General features: G+C 55.7%; 19 protein-coding genes and 1 pseudogene. 3 read left to right on the top strand and 17 right to left on the bottom strand.

Annotated features, from left to right (window positions below; all coding sequences use genetic code 11):
• Positions 1–117: 117 nt before the first annotated feature.
• Positions 118–1134: a phosphatidylinositol-specific phospholipase C gene (locus tag V1603_RS09785; RefSeq protein WP_395313848.1), complete on the top strand. Its 1017-nt coding sequence runs from the start codon at positions 118–120 to the stop codon at positions 1132–1134.
• Between the two features lie 29 nt (positions 1135–1163).
• Here the strand turns inward: V1603_RS09785 and V1603_RS09780 are convergent.
• The 3 genes and pseudogenes from V1603_RS09780 to mngA form a co-directional block, all read right to left on the bottom strand.
• Positions 1164–1371 (bottom strand): annotated as a pseudogene (locus tag V1603_RS09780) (succinate--CoA ligase subunit alpha); the annotation flags it as partial.
• 252 nt (positions 1372–1623) lie between these two features.
• Entirely contained in the window at positions 1624–4254 is a 2631-nt protein-coding gene (mngB, locus tag V1603_RS09775; protein WP_395313847.1) for a mannosylglycerate hydrolase, read from the bottom strand.
• Positions 4255–4278: 24 nt separating this feature from the next.
• On the bottom strand, positions 4279–6195 hold the full coding sequence (gene mngA, locus V1603_RS09770; RefSeq protein ID WP_395313846.1) for a PTS 2-O-a-mannosyl-D-glycerate transporter subunit IIABC: 1917 nt from the start codon (positions 6193–6195) through the stop codon (positions 4279–4281).
• A 171-nt stretch (positions 6196–6366) separates the two neighbouring features.
• Between mngA and V1603_RS09765 the strand changes: the two genes are divergently transcribed.
• Positions 6367–7083, top strand: coding sequence for a GntR family transcriptional regulator (locus V1603_RS09765; protein ID WP_395313845.1), 717 nt, complete (start codon positions 6367–6369; stop codon positions 7081–7083).
• Positions 7084–7166: 83 nt separating this feature from the next.
• On the opposite strand, the gene sucD is transcribed toward V1603_RS09765, so the two are convergent.
• The 8 genes from sucD to sdhC form a co-directional block, all read right to left on the bottom strand.
• Positions 7167–8036 (bottom strand): succinate--CoA ligase subunit alpha, encoded by an 870-nt coding sequence (sucD, locus tag V1603_RS09760; protein ID WP_008501094.1) that lies wholly within the window; start codon positions 8034–8036, stop codon positions 7167–7169.
• Positions 8036–9202, bottom strand: a complete 1167-nt coding sequence (sucC, locus tag V1603_RS09755) for an ADP-forming succinate--CoA ligase subunit beta (protein ID WP_006809579.1) — start codon at positions 9200–9202, stop codon at positions 8036–8038. Before sucC ends, sucD begins: the two co-directional genes overlap by 1 nt.
• A gap of 83 nt (positions 9203–9285) precedes the next feature.
• The gene (odhB, locus tag V1603_RS09750) at positions 9286–10506 is read right to left on the bottom strand and encodes a 2-oxoglutarate dehydrogenase complex dihydrolipoyllysine-residue succinyltransferase (RefSeq protein ID WP_008501093.1); all 1221 of its coding nucleotides are present in this window, start codon (positions 10504–10506) and stop codon (positions 9286–9288) included.
• A gap of 14 nt (positions 10507–10520) precedes the next feature.
• Positions 10521–13328 carry a 2-oxoglutarate dehydrogenase E1 component gene (sucA, locus tag V1603_RS09745; RefSeq protein WP_116343910.1) on the bottom strand — a complete coding sequence of 936 codons (2808 nt, stop codon included), beginning with the start codon at positions 13326–13328 and terminating at the stop codon, positions 10521–10523.
• A gap of 224 nt (positions 13329–13552) precedes the next feature.
• Positions 13553–14269: a succinate dehydrogenase iron-sulfur subunit SdhB gene (sdhB, locus tag V1603_RS09740; RefSeq protein ID WP_395313844.1), complete on the bottom strand. Its 717-nt coding sequence runs from the start codon at positions 14267–14269 to the stop codon at positions 13553–13555.
• A gap of 15 nt (positions 14270–14284) precedes the next feature.
• Positions 14285–16051 (bottom strand): succinate dehydrogenase flavoprotein subunit, encoded by a 1767-nt coding sequence (gene sdhA / locus V1603_RS09735; RefSeq protein WP_024908800.1) that lies wholly within the window; start codon positions 16049–16051, stop codon positions 14285–14287.
• Positions 16051–16398 (bottom strand): succinate dehydrogenase membrane anchor subunit, encoded by a 348-nt coding sequence (gene sdhD, locus V1603_RS09730; RefSeq protein WP_008501088.1) that lies wholly within the window; start codon positions 16396–16398, stop codon positions 16051–16053. Before sdhD ends, sdhA begins: the two co-directional genes overlap by 1 nt.
• A complete protein-coding gene (gene sdhC, locus V1603_RS09725) occupies positions 16392–16796 on the bottom strand; it encodes a succinate dehydrogenase cytochrome b556 subunit (protein WP_020684965.1) in 405 nt (134 codons plus the stop codon). The genes sdhD and sdhC overlap by 7 nt, the downstream gene beginning before the upstream one ends.
• A gap of 638 nt (positions 16797–17434) precedes the next feature.
• Between sdhC and V1603_RS09720 the strand changes: the two genes are divergently transcribed.
• On the top strand, positions 17435–18718 hold the full coding sequence (locus V1603_RS09720; protein WP_047347070.1) for a citrate synthase: 1284 nt from the start codon (positions 17435–17437) through the stop codon (positions 18716–18718).
• Positions 18719–18802: 84 nt separating this feature from the next.
• Here V1603_RS09720 and nei read toward each other — a convergent pair whose 3' ends face one another.
• Genes nei through phrB form a run of 6 tightly spaced genes read right to left on the bottom strand, consistent with a single transcriptional unit; the run spans position 18803 to position 24104 of the window.
• Positions 18803–19594: an endonuclease VIII gene (nei, locus tag V1603_RS09715; RefSeq protein ID WP_320720478.1), complete on the bottom strand. Its 792-nt coding sequence runs from the start codon at positions 19592–19594 to the stop codon at positions 18803–18805.
• 19 nt (positions 19595–19613) lie between these two features.
• Positions 19614–20354, bottom strand: coding sequence for a 5-oxoprolinase subunit PxpA (gene pxpA / locus V1603_RS09710; protein ID WP_395313843.1), 741 nt, complete (start codon positions 20352–20354; stop codon positions 19614–19616).
• Positions 20341–21273, bottom strand: a complete 933-nt coding sequence (gene pxpC / locus V1603_RS09705; RefSeq protein ID WP_395313842.1) for a 5-oxoprolinase subunit PxpC — start codon at positions 21271–21273, stop codon at positions 20341–20343. Before pxpC ends, pxpA begins: the two co-directional genes overlap by 14 nt.
• Positions 21267–21923 carry a 5-oxoprolinase subunit PxpB gene (pxpB, locus tag V1603_RS09700; protein ID WP_395313841.1) on the bottom strand — a complete coding sequence of 219 codons (657 nt, stop codon included), beginning with the start codon at positions 21921–21923 and terminating at the stop codon, positions 21267–21269. The genes pxpC and pxpB overlap by 7 nt, the downstream gene beginning before the upstream one ends.
• Before the next feature lie 14 nt (positions 21924–21937).
• A complete protein-coding gene (locus V1603_RS09695) occupies positions 21938–22681 on the bottom strand; it encodes a type 2 GTP cyclohydrolase I (protein ID WP_395313975.1) in 744 nt (247 codons plus the stop codon).
• Positions 22682–22691: 10 nt separating this feature from the next.
• Positions 22692–24104, bottom strand: coding sequence for a deoxyribodipyrimidine photo-lyase (gene phrB / locus V1603_RS09690; protein WP_395313840.1), 1413 nt, complete (start codon positions 24102–24104; stop codon positions 22692–22694).
• Positions 24105–24142 lie beyond the last annotated feature (38 nt).

Below are 24142 nucleotides of genomic sequence, written 5' to 3'. Positions count from 1 at the left end.
ATAAAAAAACAAAATCATATATTAAGAATTTATTTAGGCCAGCTTATCTTGTGAGAGCATTTTATTACTGAAATAATTATTTTTTAAATTTTTACCCACTCAAAGAGTTATTACCATATGAAATATCTACCTCTGCTCGGTGCTTTATTAATAAGCACGACCGCATTTGCGCATAATGACGATGCCTATAGTCACGATGCGGCAATTATGGATTATACCCAGACCGACTGGATGGCCCGCCTCCCTGGCAACCTTACCCTTTCACGATTGAGTATCCCAGGCACGCATGATTCAGGCTCACGCTACGGTGGAGATGCCATCGCCAACCAGGTCATGACCATTCCTCAGCAGCTTAACGCGGGGATCCGCTATCTGGATATTCGGGTGCGGCACATCGATGATGCTTTTGCTATTCATCACGGCGTGAAATATCAAAATCTTAACTTTGATGACGTAATGAAGTCGGTGACGGCCTTCCTGCAACAGCATCGCGGCGAAACCGTGGTGATGCGACTTCGCGAAGAGTATTCCCCGTCGAATAACACCCGAAGCATCAGCGAAACGATGGATAGCTATATTTCGACGTATCAAAATACGTTCCTGTCCGATTATGGTTACCTTCACGACCCTACGCTTAATCAGGTTCGCGGAAAAGTCTTTATTATTTGGGACAATTTTGAAAGCACCGGCAGTACCCCCGTTGCATCCCGCCGTTTAAATAGTATCGAAATGCAGGATGCCTGGTCCGTAAGTTCAAACTGGGATCTCTACGGTAAATGGGAAAAGGTTAAAAAGTTTATTAATGATAATCAAAATTACGGTGATATCTCGATTAACTATCTGAGCGCGGCGGGGGGATCTTTTCCCTATTTTGTTGCCAGCGGCCACTCCAGCGCAGGCACATCGGCACCGCGCCTCTCAACGGGCCTGACCACGCCGGGATGGAAATATAAGTACCCTGATTTCCCACGGGTTAGCTGTTTTATCCGCATCTGTACGATCGCGTTTGAAGGCACCAACACGCTGACCCGCAACTATCTAAACAATAATTATGTTGAGCGCACAGGGATCATCGCCGCCGATTTCCCGGGCAAAGGGTTAATTCGCGCCATCATCAATAAAAACGACTTCTAAAAAAAGGCCGCTTTTCAGCGGCCAACCATGTCGAAACGGACATATTTTATGATGTCGATGAAGTTAGAGCCAGGGATCGGGTCACAGCCGATGCCCACACAGGTGGACTGGCCGATGAATGTGGTCCGGCATGATGCCGATTTTGCATTCGCCAGGGGTGATAACGCTTGGGCAGTTCGGGCCGATCATGTGCACGCCTGCTTCATCCTGCTTCACCTTCACGGTCAGCATATCCAGGATGCGATTGGTTATCGAAGACGAAAAAAATATAAACAGAAGTGATTTTAATTAACGCGAGAGAAAAACGCCCTGCCGAAGCGAGACAAGCAATAAGCGTAGTCGGGCCAGTTTATTTTTCCATTCTGTTTTTGCAACCCTTAGAAATTACATTTGATTTACTTTTATTATCCCGGAAGTTAACACCGAAGCGTGACTATTTAATGATAAAAGGCCGCAAACTCTGCGGCCTTTTGATCGTGTCAGCGTTTTTCAGGCAAGAAGAATGCTGAAGGTTCGTGACTGTCCCGGTCTGAACGCCCCGACGATGCCCTCTTCTTCACGATTGTCTATTATCCGTTCATTCATGTCCGTTTCGCAGCACCGTTTCACGGTCGGATCCACGGATAACGTCGCGTCACATGCGCTGGACTCAGAAGGGTTGAACAGACGAAGAATGAGCTCGTCTCGATCTTCAGCCTTTTTGAGCGTACTGAGCACGCATCCCGTTGGCGAAAGCGCCAGCAGACTGTAACTTTCCGGCGTGGTAAACGACGAGCGATTGAGCTTCATCGCGTCCCAGGGAATTTTGTTATAGCACTGCACCGGTGTTAACCACGATTTAGCCTGCTGCGCGACGCCCGCGTTTTCCGGCGTTCCACTGAAGCTGAAGAGGCTAAAGCGACAGCTTAACGAACCGCGCACCTGGGAGTCAGGAACAGGCATTTTGATTCCTGAAGGTCTACCGGGGCGCAACAGCAAATCTTCTTTGCCGAGTAACCCCACGCCGCGAAGCAGGGTCAGGGCAAAGGCTTTTTTATCCTCGCCTACTACTTCAAACTCGCGTAGTCCTTCGGTGAACAGCGCAAGCCCGTTTCGTTTTTCCTGCAGGACGGCATAGTTGAGTAAGTTCCAGACCGGAACCGGCGCTTCTTTCCACCCCTCCTCCTGCCAGTTTTCCATCGCCGCGTCCTGCACCGGACGAGTGAGAGTGCCAAACTGCGTATCCGCTAACACGCCCTGGGTTGTAAACGGCGTTGGGATCAGCACGCGAACGCGGTGGTCGTCAGCCTGATTATCCAGACGCACTGCCACATCAATACGTCTGCTGTGGTGGCTAAGCGTGATTTCAAACTCAGCGCCGAGAGACCCGTTTCGCTGACCCGCCGCGCGTTCGGCCAGATTAGATGGTACCGCGATCTGATGGCGAATCACCGCCCTGCTCTGCCAGCCTTCGTGTATAACCTCGACCTGATGCTCGCCCTGTGCAGAAGTGAGTCTCCACTCTTCCCGCGAAGGCGAGTAGTCGTACTCATCGCCATCATCCGAACTCTCTTCGATTTCCAGCACGCGGTCATAAATCAGCCCGGTTTCTTTGTCGCGCAGGCGCAGCGTACCGTCGTTATTTATATCAATCTGCCAGAAGGCGTTTTCGAGCAAGGATTCGGTGTTTTTCACCGGCGAGAGCACCTTCCCGGCCACGTTTGGTTCGATAAACAGCGTACGGTAGCCCATCGACGGCAGTATCTGGCTGAGCTGAATATCAAACTCCATAAACGGTTCGTAATTGCCGTAATGGACAATCTGCCGGTCAATGAGACCAGGGTCGAGCTCGCGCGCGCTGCGAATGAAATACGGGATCTCGTTGCCTTTATCATCCCGCAGACGGAACTGGCTGGCGCGCAGTCGAATCGTGGTGTTCATCACCTCTTCACGCGGCCAGGGCATCAGGTTGAACATCACCAGCTTGTCGGCGTCGCTTTGCGGCATGTTGTCGACAATCTTGCGCATATAGAAACGCACCAGGTTGTCCGCCATGTCCTCAGCCAGCTCAAAGCGGGAGACAATCTCGCGGTGCACCGTGTCGCTGCAGCAGCAGCCGATGCTGTCGTGAGCGTGGTTTTTGAGGATCTCTTTCCACATCTTCTCCAGCAGGCCGTGGTGGTAATCGAAGCCCAGCGTCCAGGCAAGCGTCGCCAGCGGTTCGAGAATATTGACAATTTTATTCTCGATACGCGCATGGGCGATTTTAATATCCATGCGCGTGGAGCCGATTGTCCGGTGAACGCGCATATATTTCCCGTCGATAAACTCCCCTTTCAGGGTCGCCAGCTCATCGCGGCGCGCCTCGATATGGTCAAACACCTCCTCAAAACGGCTCATCACAAATTGACGCTGGGGATAGATTTCACGCAGCTTATCCATCACCGCAAAAATGTTCTGCTGCAGCGGCATTTGATCGTGGCCGTTGGGCAGTAAAATCTCTTTGGTGACGGAGGCCTTTTCCAGAACGTCGAAATAGCTATCGAGCCGTTTTCGCAGCCCGGCTTCGTCCTCCGGTAAGTACTTACCAATCGCGTAGCCCAGCGGCAGCACCTGAGCCGTAACTTCGCTGCCGTCCTGGCTCTGCCAGAGAAACTCGGTTTTATCGGTCCCGTGTCGTTCAGAACAGCCGCGCCAGAACATGGTGCGGGTAATGCCAAATCCGTTATAGATATGCGGAAGCTGGCCGGACATACCAAACGAATCCGGCAGATAACCTATCTTCATCGGCTCGCCGAACGCCATACAGTCCCGGATACCGTACATCAGGTTGCGGACAATCGACTCGCCGCTGACAATAGTGGTATCGGTCTGGGTATACCAGGGGCCAATAATGAGCTTTCCGCGCTCGACTAGCGCCTTCACGCGTGCCCGGTTTTCGGGCACGACGGCAAAATAATCCTCCAGCACCGCCGTCTGGCCATCGAGGACGTAATATTTATATTCATCGTCCTGCTCCAGACGGGTCAGGATCTCTTCCATATTATTGACCAGAAGAATACGTGACTCTTCAGTGGTGAAGTACCACTCACGGTCCCAGTGCATATGCGGCGTGATATGAACGCGAGATACAGCTTTCATCTTCGTTTCCTGTTTTGTGAGTTTTTACGGTATGGCGTCTTCAATGACGTATTTGCCCTTTTTAACCGCCTGACGTCGCCAGAGCAGCAGAATAAAGGTGGAGATAGCGGTACCCACCAGCGCCGCGCCAAACCAGCCCGCCGCCGCAACCACACCGCTCAACCCGGCATCGTGAAGTAAAAAGAGAGAGAAAATACCGGCCCCCGGCGTGGACAGCCCGATCCCCATCGAGCCGACAATCGCGCCTGTTACCATGGAGCCGAGCACAAATGAGCCAATGACGCGAAGCGGATCTTCAATCGCCATTGGGATCGCCCCTTCGGTAATGCCCGCCAGGCCGAGCAGCCACGTTGATTTACCGGTTTCAATTTCAAACGGTTTAAAAAACTTCGGCGCCAGCATCGTTGACGCCGTCACGGTAAAGGCCGACACCATTTTGACGGAGGCAAAGATCGCATAGGGACCGTATACCCCGTTAGCCATCGCTCCCAGACAGAACGCGTAAGAGGCTTTGTTGACCGGGCCACCCAAATCGAATGAGCACATAAAGCCGAGGATCGCCCCCAGAAGCAGCGCATTCGCACCGGATAAACCGTTAAGCCAGGCGGTGAGCGTAGTATTAAGCCAGGCCACCGGCTCACCGATCACAAACAGCATCAGGCTGCCCGCACCCAGTACGCCAATAACCGGATAGAGATAAAAGGTTAAAAAACCGTTGAAGCGGCTACTCAGGCGAATGTGATTTTTCACCCAGCGCATCAGGTAACCCGCGATCAGCCCTCCGACGATAGCGCCCAGAAAACCGGAACCGATCATATTGGCTGCAAGCCCGGCCGCAAAGCCCGGCGTCAGCGCGGGTTTATCCGCCAGCGAGTAAGCTGTATAGGCCGCCAGAACGGGTACCATCAGAATGCCGAGCATGCCGCCGCCAAGCTTGCGGTACATCCACAGCCACGAGTTTTCCTGGTCGAACAGGTGCTGCAGGCCCAGAATTTGTGCCAGCAGTACCGACACGGCCAGCACCGTCCCGCCGGCGACGATCAGCGGCACCGCAAAGGAGATACCGCTAAGAAGCGCCTGCTTGAGTTCAGTTTTAACGCTCTTTTTCGTTTCGGGATCGCCATGCACTTGACGTGCATCGGTTGAGGGCTGGAGTGCCAGCGCGCGTTCAATGAGTGCTTCAGCATGGCGCAGAGGTTCCGCAACGGGCACTGAAATGGCGGGGATCCCCTGAAAACGTTCGCTCTCCTTGATCGCCACCTCCGCCGCAAAGATGCAGGCTTTGGCCTCCTGCAGCTGCTGCGCGGTGATGCGTCCCTCAATGCCGTTCGCCCCCTGCTTTTCGACCACCACGTTGACGCCCAGTTTGCGTCCCGCTTTTTCCAGATACTCCGCAGCCATGTAGGTATGGGCGATTCCAGCCGGACAGGCGGTAACGCAGACGATTGTCGGGGCATTTACCGCGACATCGGCCTCTTCCGCATCAGGAGCAGCTTCCAGCGCAGCAAGAACTTCTTCCGCCGTGGAGGCCGCCATCACCCGTGCCCTGAGATCGTCATCCGCCAGGCGAGACGTTAGCTCCGTTAGCACCTGAATATGCGTCGAACCGGCTTGTGCAGGCGGAATAGCGAGCAGAAAAATCAGCTCAACCTTTTCCGGTCCGTCAACGCCTTCCCACTCCAGCGGTTCGCTCAGGGTTGCCACGGCAAAAGCCGCTTCCTTCACGGCTGCTGATTTACCGTGAGGTACGGCCAGTCCTTCTCCCAGCGCCGTCGGGCCAAGCGATTCACGCTGGAAAACTGCCGCCAGAAAGGCATCGGCGTCCGCTATTTTGCCCAGCGTCACCAGCCGCGCTGCAAGCTGACGGATTGCCTCATCACGGCCAGTAAACTGCGCCTGAACGCAGACAGCACGCGGATCGGTCAGAGTCGTCAGGTTCATAAAGATCCTCACCTATAAAAAGTTATTGTCTGGGAAGGATTCTGGCAGACTTAATAATACATTTATGTGATCATTTTCACTAACCGTCAAATTTGTATTTTAGTTGTATTATTTACAAATTATTAGTTGAATGCATAATGCCCTAAAAAGGTATTAAGCAGGCGCGATGAAATGGGCAATAAACCAATGTACCGGCAGATAGCCGATGCGTTCCGCGAGAAAATTAATGCCGGGGAATTAAAACCCGGGGACGCACTCCCGACGGAGTCCAGCCTTCAGGAGGCTTTTAGCGTCAGCCGTGTCACCGTACGGCAGGCTCTGAAGCTGCTCGCCGATGAGCAGATCGTCGAAAGCATTCAGGGCAGCGGCTCGTATGTAAAAGAGGAGCGGGTTAACTACGATATTTACCAGCTCACCGGATTTTACGAAAAGCTGGCGGACCGAAACGTCGATACGCACAGCGACGTCAGGGTCTTCGAAGTGGTGAAAGCCGATGATATGCTCGCGGCACGGCTGGCGATCAACCCGGACGATAAAGTCTGGCACGTCAAACGAGTCCGCTTTATCAAACAAAAACCGGTGAATCTGGAAGAAACGTGGATGCCGCTGCCGATGTTCCCCGACCTCACCTGGGAAGTGATGGAGAATTCGAAATACCACTACGTTGAGCAGATCAAGAAGCTGGTTATCGATCGCAGCGAGCAGGAGCTGGTGCCGATCATGCCGTCAGAAGAGGCGATTGCCGCGCTGGCGCTCGATCCGGCAAAGCCGATCCTGGAAAAAGTCTCCCGCGGGTTTCTGAAGGACGGACGGGTATTTGAATACAGCCGCAACGTGTTCAATACCGACGATTACAAGTTCACGCTTGTCGCCAAACGCAGGCAATAAAAAAGGCCGCTTTACAGCGGCCAACCATGTCGAAACGGACATTTTTATACTTCAACGCCCTCCTTTCGGGGAGCAGAGAGGACTTACTTAATGATGGATTTCAGTGCTTCGCCGATATCCGCCAGGCTGCGAACGGTCTTCACGCCTGCGGCTTCCAGCGCTGCGAATTTCTCATCAGCCGTACCTTTACCACCGGCGATGATCGCACCTGCGTGACCCATACGCTTGCCTTTCGGCGCGGTCACACCCGCGATGTAGCCCACAACTGGCTTGGTCACGTGTTCTTTGATGTAAGCAGCCGCTTCTTCTTCCGCGCTTCCGCCGATCTCACCGATCATCACGATCGCTTCAGTCTGCGGATCTTCCTGGAACAGCTTCAGGATATCGATGAAGTTAGAGCCCGGGATCGGGTCACCGCCGATGCCCACGCAGGTGGACTGGCCGAAGCCGTAATCGGTGGTCTGCTTAACTGCTTCATAGGTCAGGGTACCGGAACGGGACACGATGCCCACTTTGCCCGGCTTGTGAATGTGGCCCGGCATGATGCCGATTTTGCATTCGCCCGGGGTGATAACGCCAGGGCAGTTCGGGCCGATCATGCGCACGCCTGCTTCGTCCAGCTTCACCTTCACGGTCAGCATATCCAGCGTCGGGATGCCTTCGGTGATGGTGATGATCAGTTTAATGCCTGCGTCGATCGCTTCCAGAATGGAGTCTTTGCAGAACGGAGCCGGAACGTAGATCACGGTCGCGGTTGCGCCCGTCGCTTCTACCGCTTCACGCACGGTGTTGAACACAGGCAGGCCCAGGTGGGTGGTACCGCCTTTACCTGGCGTTACGCCGCCAACCATCTGCGTACCATAGGCAATCGCCTGTTCGGAGTGGAAAGTCCCCTGGCTACCGGTGAAGCCCTGGCAGATAACCTTGGTATCTTTATTAATTAAAACGGACATTATTTCCCCTCCACTGCGGCAACAACCTGCTGAGCTGCATCCGTCAGACTTTTCGCTGCAATAATATTCAGGCCGCTGTCAGCCAGTTTTTTCGCGCCGAGTTCAGCGTTGTTACCTTCCAGACGCACAACAACCGGAACATTAACACCCACTTCTTCTACCGCACCGATGATACCGTCTGCGATCAGGTCGCAACGGACGATACCGCCGAAGATGTTCACCAGAACAGCCTTCACGTTGTCGTCGGAGAGAATGATTTTAAACGCTTCGGTTACGCGCTCTTTGGTTGCGCCACCGCCCACGTCGAGGAAGTTTGCTGGCTCACCGCCGTGCAGCTTAACGATATCCATGGTGCCCATTGCCAGGCCCGCACCGTTAACCATGCAGCCGATGTTACCATCCAGCGCTACGTAGTTCAGTTCCCACTGTGCCGCCTGCGCTTCACGTGGATCTTCCTGAGACTGATCGCGCATTTCGCGCAGATCCGGCTGGCGGAACAGCGCGTTGCCGTCAGCGCCCAGCTTGCCGTCGAGGCAGATCAGATCGCCCTGGGTGGTGATCACCAGCGGGTTGATCTCGATCAGCGCCAGGTCGCGCTCCAGGAAGATGGTCGCCAGACCCATGAAGATCTTGGTGAACTGCTGAACCAGCTTGCCTTCCAGGCCCAGTTTGAACGCCAGCTCGCGCCCCTGGTAAGGCATTGGGCCCGCCAGCGGATCGATAGCCACTTTGTGGATCAGGTGAGGCGTTTCTTCCGCCACTTTTTCGATTTCCACGCCGCCTTCGGTAGACGCCATGAACACCACGCGACGGGAGCTACGGTCAACAACCGCGCCCAGGTACAGCTCTTTCGCGATATCGGTTGCCGCTTCAACCAGGATCTGGTTGACCGGCTGGCCGTTTGCATCTGTCTGGTAGGTCACCAGACGCTTGCCGAGCCAATGTTCAGCAAACGCACGAATCTCTTCTTTGCTCTTTACAACCTTCACACCGCCCGCTTTACCACGGCCACCAGCGTGAACCTGACATTTAACTACCCACGGGCCGGAACCGATTTTAGATGCGGCTTCTTCTGCTTCACGCGGGGTAGTACAGGCATAACCCACCGGAGCCGGTAAGCCATACCGGGCAAACAGCTGTTTGGCCTGATATTCATGTAAGTTCATGTGTTCTATCCATCCTTCAGGTAATCGTTAGGTCGTGCTTTTATTGGCCCGGCAGCCATACGCCGCCGGGCAAGACTGCAAAACTAGACGTCCAGCAGCAGGCGCGTTGGATCTTCCAGCAGCTCTTTAATCGCCACCAGGAAGCCTACGGACTCGCGGCCGTCGATCAGGCGGTGATCGTAAGAGAGCGCCAGGTACATCATCGGCAGGATCTCAACCTTACCGTCTACCGCCATAGGACGATCTTTAATGGCGTGCATACCCAGGATCGCGCTCTGCGGCGGGTTAATGATCGGGGTAGACATCAGCGAGCCGAATACGCCGCCGTTGGTAATGGTGAAGTTACCGCCGGTCAGGTCGTCTACGGTCAGCTTGCCGTCGCGGCCTTTAACAGCCAGCTCTTTAATGTTTTTCTCGATATCAGCCATACCCAGGGTATCCACATCACGCAGAACCGGCGTTACCAGGCCACGTGGAGTAGAAACCGCCATGCTGACGTCGAAATAGTTGTGGTAAACCACGTCATCGCCATCGATAGACGCGTTCACTTCCGGATAGCGTTTCAGCGCTTCAACCACCGCCTTCACGTAGAAGGACATAAAGCCCAGACGGATACCGTGACGTTTTTCAAAGGCGTCACCGTACTGCTTACGCAGGTCCATGATTGGCTTCATGTTCACTTCGTTGAAGGTGGTCAGCATCGCGGTGGAGTTTTTCGCTTCCAGCAGACGCTCGGCCACGCGCTTGCGCAGGCGGGTCATTGGCACGCGTTTTTCGCTGCGTGCGCCCAGAGCAGGCTGAGCTGCTGGTGCTGCCGCAGGGGCTTTCGCTTCTGCCTGAGCTGGCGCTTTCGCCAGGTGCTTGTCGATATCTTCGCGCGTCAGACGACCGCCCACACCGGTGCCTTTAATGGCTGCCGGGTCAAGGCTGTGTTCCGCCAGCAGGCGACGGATCGCCGGGCTGAGGGCATCGTTAGACTGTTCTTCCAGAGAAGCCTGCTGGCGCTGAGCCGGCGTAGAGGCTTTCTCTTCAGACTTGGCGCTGGACTCTTTGCCCGCGCTGTTGCCTTCACGCAGGCGACCCAGGATCTGACGAGAGGTGACGGTGGTACCTTCATCTTCCAGCACCGCGTCCAGAACACCATCCGCCGAAGCCGGTACTTCCAGTACCACTTTGTCAGTTTCGATTTCTACCAGCACTTCATCGCGCTTAACGGCATCGCCTGGTTTTTTGTGCCAGGTAGCGACGGTCGCATCTGCTACGGATTCAGGCAGGTCGGGAACAAGAATATCTACGCTACTCATTATGTATCCTTTAATTAATCGACGTTCAGCGCGTCATTGACCAGATCTTGTTGCTGCTTCTGGTGAACGGACATATACCCTACCGCCGGAGAGGCGGAGGCCGGGCGACCTGCATAGCGCAGGGCTGACCCAAATGGAATCACTTCACGGAAATGATGCTGGCTGCAATACCATGCGCCCTGGTTGAGCGGCTCTTCCTGGCACCAGACAAAATCATGTACGTGAGCGTACTGTTTCAGCACTTCCTGCATCGCCTGATGCGGGAACGGATAAAGCTGTTCGATACGCACGATGGCGACATCTTTCTGATCGTTCTTACGGCGCTGTTCCAGCAGGTCGTAATAAACCTTACCAGAACACATCACCACGCGCTTCACGGCCTGCGGATCCAGCTCGTCAATTTCACCGATGGCCGGCAGGAAGGTGCCGTTCGCCAGCTCATCCAGGCTGGACACCGCCAGCGGATGACGCAGCAGGGATTTCGGCGACATCACCACCAGTGGACGACGCATACCGCGCAGCGCCTGACGACGCAGCATGTGGTAGACCTGAGCCGGGGTGGACGGCACGCAGACCTGCATGTTCTGCTCGGCGCAAAGCTGCAGATAACGTTCCAGACGCGCGGAGGAGTGCTCCGGACCCTGACCTTCATAACCGTGCGGCAGCAGCATCACCAGGCCACACATACGGCCCCATTTCTGCTCGCCGGAGGAGATGAACTGGTCGATAACCACCTGCGCACCGTTGGCGAAGTCACCGAACTGCGCTTCCCAGATGGTCAGGGTGCGCGGTTCTGCCGTGGCGTAACCGTACTCGAAAGCCAGTACCGCTTCTTCAGACAGCACGGAGTCCCAGACCTTGAACTGGCCCTGACCGTTGTGCACGTGCTGCAGCGGGGTGTAGGTTGAACCGTTAGACTGGTTGTGAACCACCGCATGACGGTGGAAGAAGGTGCCGCGACCCGCATCTTCACCGGACAGACGAACAGGAATGCCTTCGTCAACCAGCGTCGCGTAAGCCAGCGTTTCCGCGCCGCCCCAGTCAAACAGCTTCTCGCCTGCCGCCATGGACTGACGGTCAGCGTAAATTTTCGCCACGCGAGACTGCATCTCGATAGCGTCCGGCACGGTGCTGATGCGTTTAGCCAGCTCCTGCAGGCGCTTCATCTCCACCTTGTTCGGGTAGCTCTCATCCCACTCGTGGTTGAGGTACGGAGACCAGGTAAAGGAGTGCATGTTCATCGGGCGCAGCTCTTTCACTACGCATTCACCCGCGTCCAGCGCGTCGCGGTAGAGGTTGACCATTTCGGTCGCATCTTCCAGCGTCGCCACTTTGTCGCTTTCCAGCTTGTCAGCATAGATTTTGCGCGGGGTCGGGTGTTTTTTGATTTTCTGGTACATCAGCGGCTGGGTTGCACTTGGCTCATCCGCTTCGTTGTGGCCGTGACGGCGGTAGCAGAAGAGGTCAATGAACACATCGCGTTTGAAGGTATTACGGAAGTCCAGCGCCAGGCGGGTAACGAAAGCAACGGCTTCCGGGTCATCCGCGTTAACGTGGAAGATGGGTGCCTGTACCATCTTACCGATGTCGGTGCAGTATGGGGTAGAACGCGCATCCAGCGGGTTAGAGGTAGTAAAGCCCACCTGGTTGTTGATCACGATGCGAACGGTACCGCCCACTTCGTAGCCACGCGCTTTCGACATGTTCAGGGTTTCCTGAACCACGCCCTGCCCTGTTACCGCCGCATCGCCGTGGATGGTGATTGGCAGCACTTTATTGCTGCTCGGCTCGTCCAGACGATCCAGACGCGCACGTACGGAACCGATAACCACCGGGCTGACGATTTCCAGGTGCGACGGGTTAAACGCCAGCGCCAGGTGAACCAGACCGCCTTCGGTTTCGATATCCGACGAGAAGCCCATGTGATACTTCACGTCGCCGGTGCCGAGGTGTTCTTTATGTTTGCCCGCGAATTCGTCGAACAGGTCCTGGGGTTTTTTACCCAGCACGTTGACCAGCACGTTCAGACGACCGCGGTGCGCCATGCCGAGCACCACTTCACGGGTGCCGCTCTTGCCTGCGTGGCGAATCAGCTCTTTCAGCATCGGCACCAGCGCGTCGCCGCCTTCCAGCGAGAAGCGTTTTGCGCCCGGGAACTTCGCGCCCAGATAGCGCTCAAGCCCTTCCGCTGCGGTCAGTTCACTCAGGAAGCGTTTTTTCTCGTCAGCCGAGAAGGTCGCGTGGCCCGCTACGGATTCGATGCGCTGCTGGATCCAGCGTTTCTCTTCGGTAGAGGTAATGTGCATATATTCCGCGCCGATGGAGCCGCAGTAGGTTTGCTTGAGCGCGTCAATCAGATCGCCCAGCTTCATCGTGTCTTTGCCGATGGCAAAGGAACCTACGTTAAAGCTTTCCTGGAAATCGGCCTCGGTCAGATCGTGATACGCCGGATCGAGATCGGCCACACGGTCTTGTTTCCACAGTCCCAGCGGATCGAGATTCGCATGCTGGTGACCGCGGAAGCGATAAGCGTTGATAAGCTGCAGGACTTTAACCTGCTTCGCATTGGTGTCAGGGTCGGAAATCGCAGAAGAGTAACGTGAGGCATCCTTCGCCAGACGACGGAAATAATCACGTGTTTTGGAATGGAATTGATCCGGTTTGACCCCTGTACCAGGCAACTGCTGGAACATGGAACGCCAGTTTGCGTCCACTGAGTCAGGATCGGTTAAGAAGTCTTCATAGAGCTGTTCTATCCAGCTCTGGTTTGCACCAGAGAGGTAAGAAGAGTCCAGCCAGGCTTTCATTGCGCCGTTCTGCATCGTGATCCCTTAAGCATTTTTATGCTTACTTTCGCCGTAGAAACTACCACGCACACCACGTGTACGTGCCGGGGTTCACCTGCGAGCTCTTTTCATTTGGCCCGCGAAGGAACCTTTAGAAACTGTCTAGACTTCAGGGCAGTTTTTAAAGGTTTCTGCAATCTGTTCCCTCTCCCTTAGGGAGAGGGTTAGGGTGAGGGGGAACAGCGCTCCCCTCTCACTACTTACGCACTGCGCTGCAGCAGCATCGACTTAATATGGCCGATGGCGCGCGTCGGGTTCAGCCCCTTCGGACACACACTGACGCAGTTCATGATGCTATGGCAGCGGAATACGCTGAAAGCGTCACTCAGTCCTTCCAGACGGCTATCGGTTTCGGTGTCGCGGCTATCGATCAGGAAGCGATAGGCAGCCAGCAGACCGGCCGGGCCGATAAACTTGTCCGGGTTCCACCAGAACGACGGGCAGGACGTTGAACAACATGCACAAAGAATACACTCGTACAACCCATCGAGTTTTTCACGCTGCTCAGGAGACTGTAAGTGCTCGCGAGCGGGTGGATTTTGCCCATTATTCAATAAGTAAGGTTTAATCTTCTCATATTGTGCATAGAATTGCCCCATGTCTACCACCAAATCACGCACGACCGGCAGGCCTGGCAGAGGACGGATAACAATTTTCTGACCAGGACGCTGCAACGCTGAAATTGGCGTGATGCAGGCCAGGCCATTTTTGCCGTTCATGTTCACCCCGTCAGAGCCACAAACCCCTTCACGGCAGGAGCGGCGGAACGACAGCGTAGGATCTTTTTCTTTCAGCTGGATTAACGCATCCAGCAGCATCATGTCACGGCCTTCTTCCGCTTCCAGGGTGTAATCCTGCATGTGCGGAGCATCATCAACATCCGGGTTATAACGATAAACTGAGAATTCGAGTTTCATTATCCTGTCTCCGCATTAGTAAGTACGAATCTTCGGCGGGAACGCCGGACGCAGTTTCGGTTCCATATTGACGCTACGACGCGTCATGGTTTCCGACTCTGGCAGATACAGGGAATGGCACAGCCAGTTTTCGTCATCACGCTCCGGGAAGTCGAAGCGGCTATGCGCGCCACGGCTTTCGGTACGGAAGTTTGCCGACATCGCCGTCGCGAACGCGGTTTCCATCAGGTTATCCAGCTCCAGGCACTCAACGCGCTGGGTGTTGAACTCGCTGGAGGTGTCGTCCAGACGGGCATTTTTCAGACGCTCGCGGATCGCTTTCAGTTGCTCAAGACCTTTGGCCATCGCGTCGCCTTCGCGGAATACCGAGAAGTTATGCTGCATGCACTCCTGCAGCGCTTTACGGATTTCAACCGGATCTTCGCCGTTACGGTTACCGTTCCAGCGGTTGAGGCGCTCAAGAGAGGCATCGATTTCGTCGTCGGTTGCGTCACGCAGCGCGCCCTGCTCGGCAATGGATTCCTGCAGATGCAGACCCACCGCACGACCAAACACTACCAGGTCCAGCAGCGAGTTGCCGCCCAGACGGTTTGCGCCGTGTACGGACACGCAGGCAATTTCGCCTACGGCGAACAGGCCAGGGATAACCACGTCTTCGCCCTGCTCGTTCACGGTAAGCGCCTGACCGGTCACTTTGGTCGGAATACCGCCCATCATGTAGTGGCAGGTTGGGATAACCGGAATCGGCTCTTTCACCGGGTCGACGTGGGCGAAGGTGCGGGACAGTTCCAGGATGCCCGGCAGACGGGATTCCAGAACCTCTTTACCCAGATGGTCGAGCTTCAGCTTCGCGTGTGGACCCCATGGGCCGTCACAGCCGCGGCCTTCACGGATTTCGATCATGATGGAACGGGCCACCACGTCACGACCCGCCAGGTCTTTCGCATTCGGGGCATAACGCTCCATGAAGCGCTCGCCGTGTTTGTTCAGCAGGTAGCCACCTTCACCACGGCAGCCTTCTGTTACCAGCACGCCCGCACCGGCGATACCGGTTGGGTGGAACTGCCACATCTCCATATCCTGCACCGGCACGCCGGCGCGGATAGCCATACCGACACCGTCACCGGTGTTGATATGGGCGTTGGTGGTGGACTGGTAAATACGGCCTGCGCCGCCGGTCGCCAGCACGGTAGCGCGGGCTTTGAAGTAAACCACTTCACCAGTTTCGATGCACAGTGCGGTACAGCCGACGATCGCGCCATCGGCGTTTTTCACCAGATCCAGCGCATACCACTCGGAGAAGATGGTGGTGTGGTTTTTCAGGTTCTGCTGATACAGGGTGTGCAGCAGCGCGTGGCCGGTACGGTCAGCCGCCGCCGCGGTACGTGCCGCCTGCTCGCCGCCGAAGTTTTTCGACTGACCGCCAAACGGACGCTGATAGATGGTGCCATTTTCCAGACGGGAGAACGGCAGCCCCATGTGATCCAGCTCCAGAATCGCTTCCGGGCCGGTTTTACACATATATTCGATGGCATCCTGGTCGCCGATATAGTCGGAACCTTTAACCGTGTCGTACATGTGCCATTCCCAGTTATCTTCGTGGGAGTTACCCAGCGCAACGGTGATACCGCCCTGCGCAGACACAGTGTGGGAACGGGTCGGGAACACTTTAGAGAGCAGCGCACAGGTCTGGCCGCTCTGGGAAATTTGTAGTGCGGCACGCATACCTGCGCCACCGGCACCAATTACAACAGCATCAAATTCTCTGACTGGCAGTTTCATTACACACCCCACACCACAACGAATCCATAAATAACGTAAACCACCAGTGCAACAACAATGGCCAGCTGCAGCGGGAGGCGAATCGCCAGCGGTTTAACGTAATCGGTCAACACCTGCCACATGCCAATCCAGGCATGAATAAGGATGGAGAACAGGGCCAGCAGGGTGAACACTTTGGTGAAGGCGGATCCGAAGAACCCACTCCAGATTTCCCACGTCAGCGTGCCGCTGGTCGCGAAGAAACCGATCATATAGATGATGTAAAGGGTGAGAACGATAGCGGTAGCACGGACCAGAATGAAGTCATGTACGCCGTTGCGTCCTAATGCGGAGGCGTTGCTTACCATACGAGAACTCCTGCGAGAAGTGAAAGCACGACAGTAATCACAAATGAAATGTTTGCGGAGCGTTTCCCGGCTTCGAAGGTCTCTTCGAGATAGCCAAAGTCCATCAGCATATGGCGAACACCCACGACGACGTGGTATGCCAGCGCGGTCAGAATGCCCCACATGATGAATTTCACGAAGAAGCTGTTCATGATGGCCGAAGCCTGGAGGAATCCTTCAGGGGAAGAGAGGCTGGTGCCCAGTAACCACAGCAAAATACCGACCGCCACAAACGTAATCACACCAGAAACACGGTGCAGAATGGACGCTATTGCTGTTACGGGGAACCGGATCGTTTTCAGATCCAGATTGACAGGTCTTTGTTTTTTCACATTTCTTATCATGAATAACGCCCACATGCTGTTCTTATTGTTTCCTTCCTCCGGACTGCGATGCGGGTCAAGCAGCGTTCCTTTTCTATAACTGCGCGTCATGCAAAACATTGCTTCCAGATGCTAAAACGACACGTTACAACGCTGGGTGGCTCGGGATTGCAGGGTGTTCCGGAGACCTGGCGGCAGTATAGGCCGTTCACAAAATCATTACAATTAACCTACATACAGTTTGTTGGGTTTTCTCTGGAACAGTGATCAGGGTCACGATAACAACATCTTTTTAATTTTTAATCATCTGATTTGACAAATGTTAAACAATATTGTTACAAACGTCATCAGAAAAGGCATATAATGCGCAAAAGTTATGAGGTCTCTCTTTCACCTGACAAATAGTTATGTAACAGTGTGATGGTATTGACCGAAGTTATCAGGACAGTTATTAGTGATATACAGGTTTGAATAATTCGGACTGCAAAAACGCTGATTTGCTGTTGTTTCACTGATATTTCATTCGTTTACCTGCAAGGCGCCATAGCTCTGTACCCTGGTTACTCCTCGTGAGCTGAGCGGTAAGCCAAATAACAATCTGGTAACGGTGATTAACAGCTGAATGCAAATCCGGTAAAAGCAGTCTTAAGCATAAGGCGCTAAGGAGACCGTAAATGGCTGATACAAAGGCAAAACTCACCCTAAATGGTGATGATGCTATTGAACTGGATGTGCTAAAAGGCACGCTCGGTCAGGATGTTATTGATATCCGTACGCTGGGTTCCAAAGGAGTTTTTACCTTTGACCCTGGATTTACCTCTACCGCATCTTGCGAATCCAAAATCACCTACATTGACGGTGACGAAGGTATCCTGCTCCATCGCGGCTTCCCCATCGATCAGTTAGCCACCGAATCCAACTACCTGGAAGTGTGCTACATCCTGCTGAACGGCGAAAAGCCGACGCAGGCGCAATACGATGAATTCAAAACCACCGTAACCCGTCACACCATGATCCATGAGCAGATTACCCGTCTGTTCCATGCGTTCCGTCGTGACTCTCACCCGATGGCGGTGATGTGCGGTATTACCGGTGCGCTGGCGGCGTTCTACCACGATTCTCTTGACGTGAATAACCCGCGTCACCGTGATATCGCGGCGTTCCGTCTGCTGTCCAAAATGCCTACCATGGCGGCGATGTGTTACAAATACTCCATCGGCCAGCCGTTTGTGTACCCACGTAACGACCTCTCCTACGCCGGTAACTTCCTGCGCATGATGTTCTCCACGCCGTGCGAAGAGTACGAAGTGAACCCGGTGCTGGAACGCGCAATGGACCGTATTCTGATCCTGCACGCTGACCACGAACAGAACGCCTCTACCTCTACCGTCCGTACCGCAGGCTCTTCAGGCGCGAACCCGTTCGCCTGTATCGCTGCGGGCATCGCCTCCCTGTGGGGACCGGCGCACGGCGGCGCGAACGAAGCGGCGCTGAAAATGCTGGAAGAGATCAGCACCGTTGAGCATATTCCTGAGTTCGTGCGTCGTGCGAAAGACAAGAATGACTCCTTCCGCCTGATGGGCTTCGGTCACCGTGTTTACAAAAACTACGACCCGCGCGCCACCGTCATGCGTGAGACCTGCCACGAAGTGCTGAAAGAACTGGGTACCAAAGATGATCTGCTGGAAGTGGCGATGGAGCTGGAACACATCGCGCTGAACGACCCGTACTTCATCGAGAAGAAACTCTACCCGAACGTCGATTTCTACTCTGGCATTATTCTGAAAGCGATGGGCATTCCGTCTTCCATGTTCACCGTGATCTTCGCCATGGCGCGTACCGTGGGCTGGATTGCGCACTGGAACGAAATGCACAGCGAAGGCATGAAAATTGCTCGTCCTCGTCAGCTGTATACCGGCTACGAGCAGCGTGATTTTAAGTCTGATATTAAGCGCTAATAAACACGCCCGGCGGCGCTTCGCTTGCCGGGCCTATAAGTGCGAAATGTAGGCCGGGTAAGGCGTAGCCGCCACCCGGCTTTTTTACGTCTGGCACCGAGGACACCAGTAAAACGGTCGTGAAGAGAGCGTGGTCTTCTCAATTATCCCGCCACACCGCTCGCACTTCTTACCCGCCCGATGAAACACCTTGAACCGGAACAGCGCCCCGTGATGCTTGTTCTCATCCACCACGCCGCGCGTGTTGTAAGACAGCCGCGGAATATCCAGCAGCGCCTGCGACAGCGCCTCCAGCTGTTCATCGCTCAGCTGCGAGGCTTTGTGCTGCGGCGCCAGCCCCACTTCCCAGAGGATCTCCACCCGCAGGTAGTTACCTAATCCGGCCAGGAATGCCTGATCGAGCAACAGCCCGGAAAACTGACGGTTGCGGAATTTTGGTGATAACAGACGTGCCTTCACGTCGCTCGCCGTCAGGCGCATGTCCAGCACGTCCGGCCCGACGCGCTGAAGAAATGGATGCGTGAGCAGCTGCTCCGGCGTTAACATTTCGATATCTGACGCGCTGTACAGCAGGATCGCCTTATCCGCCGTTTGCAGCCTGACGCGCAGCACGCGGGTGGTTTGCGGCTGTTCACCCGACTCCACCACGCGCCAGACGCCGTAAAGCTGGTTATGGCTATATAACGTCAGGTTATGGGAAAAATGCGTGAGCAACGCTTTGCCGCGCGTTTCAATGTGGGTCACCGTCTGCCCCACCAGCTCTGATTCAAACGGTTTTAGCTGAGGAAAAGCAAACCAGACATCGGTCAGGGGTTTGCCCTTTATCGCCGCCTCCAGGCTATCCGCCGCGCGGCGGATCTCCGGACCTTCTGGCATTTTTGTATCCTTATCGTCATTATTCGGCGCTGACGAGGATGCCCTCTTCAGAGAACGCTGCCCGCAGGCGGCGCGCGAACTGGAGCGCATGCTCACCGTCGCCGTGTAAACACACCGTATCGGCCTGAACAATTGCCGAAGTTCCATCCACGGAGGTAACCCGCCCGGCGCGCACCATCTCCAGCGTCTGCGCCAGCGCTTTGCCTTCATCAGTAATCAGCGCACCGGCCTGCGTGCGCGGAACCAGGCTGCCGTCCGGCATGTATCCCCGATCGGCAAAGACTTCCTGCCGCGTCGTCAGCCCCAGCCGCTCTCCGGCGCGAATAAGCTCGCTGCCCGCCAGGCCCACCAAAATCAGCTGCGGATTGCAGTCCCGCACCGCGCGGGCAATGGCGTCCGCCAGAGCAGCATCTTTCGCCGCCTGATTGTAGAGCATACCGTGCGGTTTCACGTGGCGCAGCACGCCGTGCTCAGCGCGCACCATCGCCTCCAGCGCACCGATCTGGTAGAGCATTTGCGCGTAGATCGTCTCAGGGGGCAGATCCATCGCCGTGCGGCCAAAGTTCTCCCGGTCAGGGAAGCTCGGGTGAGCGCCAATCGCCACGCCGTTTTTAATGGCATTACGCACGCTCTCCAGCATGGTTTGCGCATCCCCCGCGTGAAAGCCGCAGGCGATATTGACCGAGGAGACCAGGGTCATCAGTTCCGCATCGGCGCTGCTGCCCTCCCCCAGATCGGCGTTTAAATCAATCTTTACCATCAAGCCTCCACGCCAGCTGTTCGAGATAACGCTGCTGATCCTGCCGCGCTTTCAGCGCCTCCTCCAGCGAACACTGTACGAAATGAATCGGCTGGCCGAGAGGAATTTGCGCCAGATGGTAGCGATCCGCGTCGATAATGCAGGCAATGCGCGGGTAACCGCCGGTGGTTTGCGCATCATTCATCAGCACGATGGGCTGCCCGTTGCCCGGCACCTGAATCACGCCCGGCAGCAAGCCGTGGGAAAGCAGCTCCCGGTCCGTCGTGCGGGTCAGCGGCTGCCCCTGCAGACGGTAGCCCATGCGGTTACTCTGCGGGCTGATCTTCCACGGCGCGCGCCAGAACGACTCTTTAGAAGCCTCATCAAACTCCTGATATTCCGGTCCCGGCAAGGCACGGATCACGTTCCCCCACAGCAGCTGTTTTACGCCCTGCGTGGTGGAGAAATGGCGCGCTGATGGCTTAATCGCCAGGCGATCCCCGTCGCGCAGCAGGCGCCCTTCATGTCCACCGATGCCCGCTTTTTGATCGGTACTGGATGACCCCAATACCTCCGGCACGTCAATGCCCCCCGCCACCGCAAGATAGCTACGCACACCGTGGAGCGGACGTTTGAGCGTCAAGCGCTGCCCGGCCTTCGCCCACAGGCGCCAGCCGGTCCACACCGCTTTGCCGTCCAGCGTCGCGTCGCAGCCCGCGCCGGTTAAGGCGAACCAGGTCTCCTGACCAAACTCAATCACACACTGACCCAGAGTAATTTCTAGCGCCGCCGTACTGCCCGGGTTGCCGACCAGCAGGTTGGCAATCTCCAGCGATGGGCGGTCAAGCGCGCCGCAGTAGCTCACGCCGGACTGGCGCATGCCAAAGCGCCCGGCATCCTGAACGGAGGTGTAAAGCCCCGCGCGAATAAGCGTTAACATACCCCCTCCTTCTGCGGGATAAAGCGCAGGGTATCACCCGGTTGCAGGAGGATCGGCGCATCCTGCCCCGGTTCAAATAGCGGCATGGAGGTGTGCCCGATAAGCTGCCAGCCGCCCGGTGAGGTAAGCGGATAAATTCCGGTTTGTTCACCGCCAATCGCCACCGTTCCCGCGGGAACGCTCAGGCGCGGTTCGGCCCGACGCGGGGTATGCAGCTGGGGAGATAGTCCACCCAGATACGGAAAGCCCGGCTGAAAACCCAGAAACCAGACGACGTACTCCACCGAGCTGTGCAGTTCAACAACCTGCTTTTCCGTGAGCCCACAGTGTTCGGCTACTACGCGCAGATCGGGGCCGCCCTTACCGCCATAAACAACCGGGATCTCAATCGTCCTCGATTCCGGCTCCAGCGCTTCGCTCTCCTCCCACCAGCGCTGCAGGCGCTCAATCGCATCCAGCGCCCCCGTGTGCGGGTTACGCAACACCACCGTAATATTATTCATACCCGGAATGGCCTCAACGACGCCCGGCATGTCGGGCAGACGCTGTGCCAGCCGCCAGATACGCTTCTGCGTGGCGAGCGTAACCGGCGGTTCAAGCTCCAGAACGACTGCGGTTTCACCCAGAAGATAACAACGCGCTCGCTGCACTTAACTACCTCTCATCAGGCCGGATTAGGAATATCAATAAAAGTCACATCAAGATCGGTATTTTCCGTCAGCCACTCGCTGAGGGCGCGAATACCGCCGCGCTCGGTAGCGTGGTGGCCTGCCGCGTAAAAATGCAGCCCCTGCTCGCGCGCAGAGTGAACCGTCTGCTCGGAGACTTCGCCGGTAATAAACGCATCGACACCAAAGCGCGCGGCGCTGTCGATAAAGCCCTGACCGCCGCCGGTACACCAGGCCACACGCTTCACCTTATCCGGCCCGGTATCGCCGCACCACAGCGGACGACGCCCCAGGCGCGCCTCGATCCAGGAAGCCAGCTCCAGGCCCGGTACCGGCATCGACAGTTCACCCCACGGCACCAGCGGTTCGATTTCCCCCATCACGGTAATACCCAGCAGTTGCGCCAGCTGCACGTTATTCCCCAGTTCCGGATGTGCATCCAGCGGCAGATGGTAACCGTACAGGTTGATGTCATTCGCCAGCAGCGTTTTGAGGCGATTCCGCTTCATGCCGCGAATAATCGGCGATTCGTTTTTCCAGAAGTAGCCGTGATGGACAATCACCGCATCGGCGTCCTGACGCACCGTCTCATCCAGCAGCGCCTGGCTTGCCGTCACGCCGGTGATGATTTTCTGCACCGTTTCGCGCCCTTCCACCTGCAGGCCATTCGGGCCGTAGTCGCTGAAGGAGGCGGTATTAAGCTTTTCGTTAATCAGGCGTTCCAGTTCACTGTTTTTCATCATCATTCTCTCAAACTTTTCGTGCGGCCTCGTACGCCGCCAGCGTGGCGACGCGCGCCTGTTTATGGTCAACGATCGGGCGGGGATAATCGAGTTTTACGCCCTGTTTATCCGCCCATGCCCACGGGTCGTGGATCGCTTTTGCAGGAACGTTCCTGAGCGCGGGCAACCAGCGGCGAATAAAGTCGCCGTTAGCATCAAATTTTTGTCCCTGGGTAGTCGGATTAAAAATCCTGAAATAGGGAGCCGCATCGGTGCCGGTAGAGGCCGCCCACTGCCAGCCGCCGTTATTCGCCGCCAGGTCACCGTCAATCAGCTGAGAAATAAAATAGCGCTCCCCGACGCGCCAGTCGATAAGCAGATCTTTCACCAGGAAGCTGGCGGTAATCATTCGCAGACGGTTGTGCATCCATCCGGTTTCATTTAGCTGGCGCATGGCGGCATCAACAATCGGAAAGCCCGTCTCCCCTTTTTGCCAGGCCTGTAAAAGCGCCTCATCGTGCTGCCATTTGACGTTATCGGTCCAGGGAATGAACGGACGATGCTTACAGAGATCGGGATGATACGTCATCAGATGGCGATAGAATTCGCGCCAGATAAGTTCGTTTAGCCACACCGAACCCGCCCCACCCTCCAGCGCCTGCGGCTGCTCGGCCAGAAGACGATGCAAACACTGGCGAGGAGAGAGCGCGCCCAGAGCCAGGCTTGCCGATAAACGGCTTGTCCCTTCAATTGCCGGGAAATCCCTGCGCGCGTCGTACTCTCCCGCACCCTGTTTGCAAAACTGGCGCAGCTTCGCAATAGCGGCCTTCTCGTTGGCAGGAAACAGTAGTTCATCAAATGCCTGTTGGGGATAGCTAAACGTTAATTCAGGCAGATTGGTTATAGCCTCCCCTCTGACGGCGGGCGCGGGTACGCACTCCGGCAGCGCCTCTTTCAGGCGTTTAACAAAAGCATTTTTAAACGGCGTAAACACTTTATACATTTCGTGACCGCCGGTCATCACGCTGCCCGGTGCCAGCATCACGCTGTCATCAAATCCCTCACAAACCACCTCTCCGAGCATTTTATCCAGCTGGCGGTCCCGCTGCTGTTCGTTCAGTTCGTACTGGTAGTTATAAAAAAGATGCGTAACGCCGTTCTCCTGACATATCTCCTGCAGCATATGAAGCTGCGCGGTAAAATCGCTGACCACTTTGTAGATCAGCGGAATGCCTTTTTCGGCAAGCGCGCGTTGCAGTTCGTTCAGATGGGATTTGAGGTAAGCCGCCTGCCGCGGGGCCATATCGTGCTGCCGCCACTGCTCGGGCGTAGCCATAAACAGAGCCAATACGTTAGCGTCTTTGGCGCGACAGGCCGCCGCGAGTGCGATGTTGTCATGTACGCGCAAATCCGCGCGAAACCAAACCAGATGGGTGGGCATAAAACTCCAGGCGAATATCCATTATGTCCATAAGGGCA

The organism is Enterobacter sp. ECC-219 (assembly GCF_043966805.1).
Classification (GTDB): Bacteria; Pseudomonadota; Gammaproteobacteria; order Enterobacterales; family Enterobacteriaceae; genus Enterobacter; species Enterobacter cloacae_N.
The sequence above is the reverse complement of the archived record's forward strand: the minus strand, read 5'-3'. Positions and strand labels throughout refer to the sequence as shown.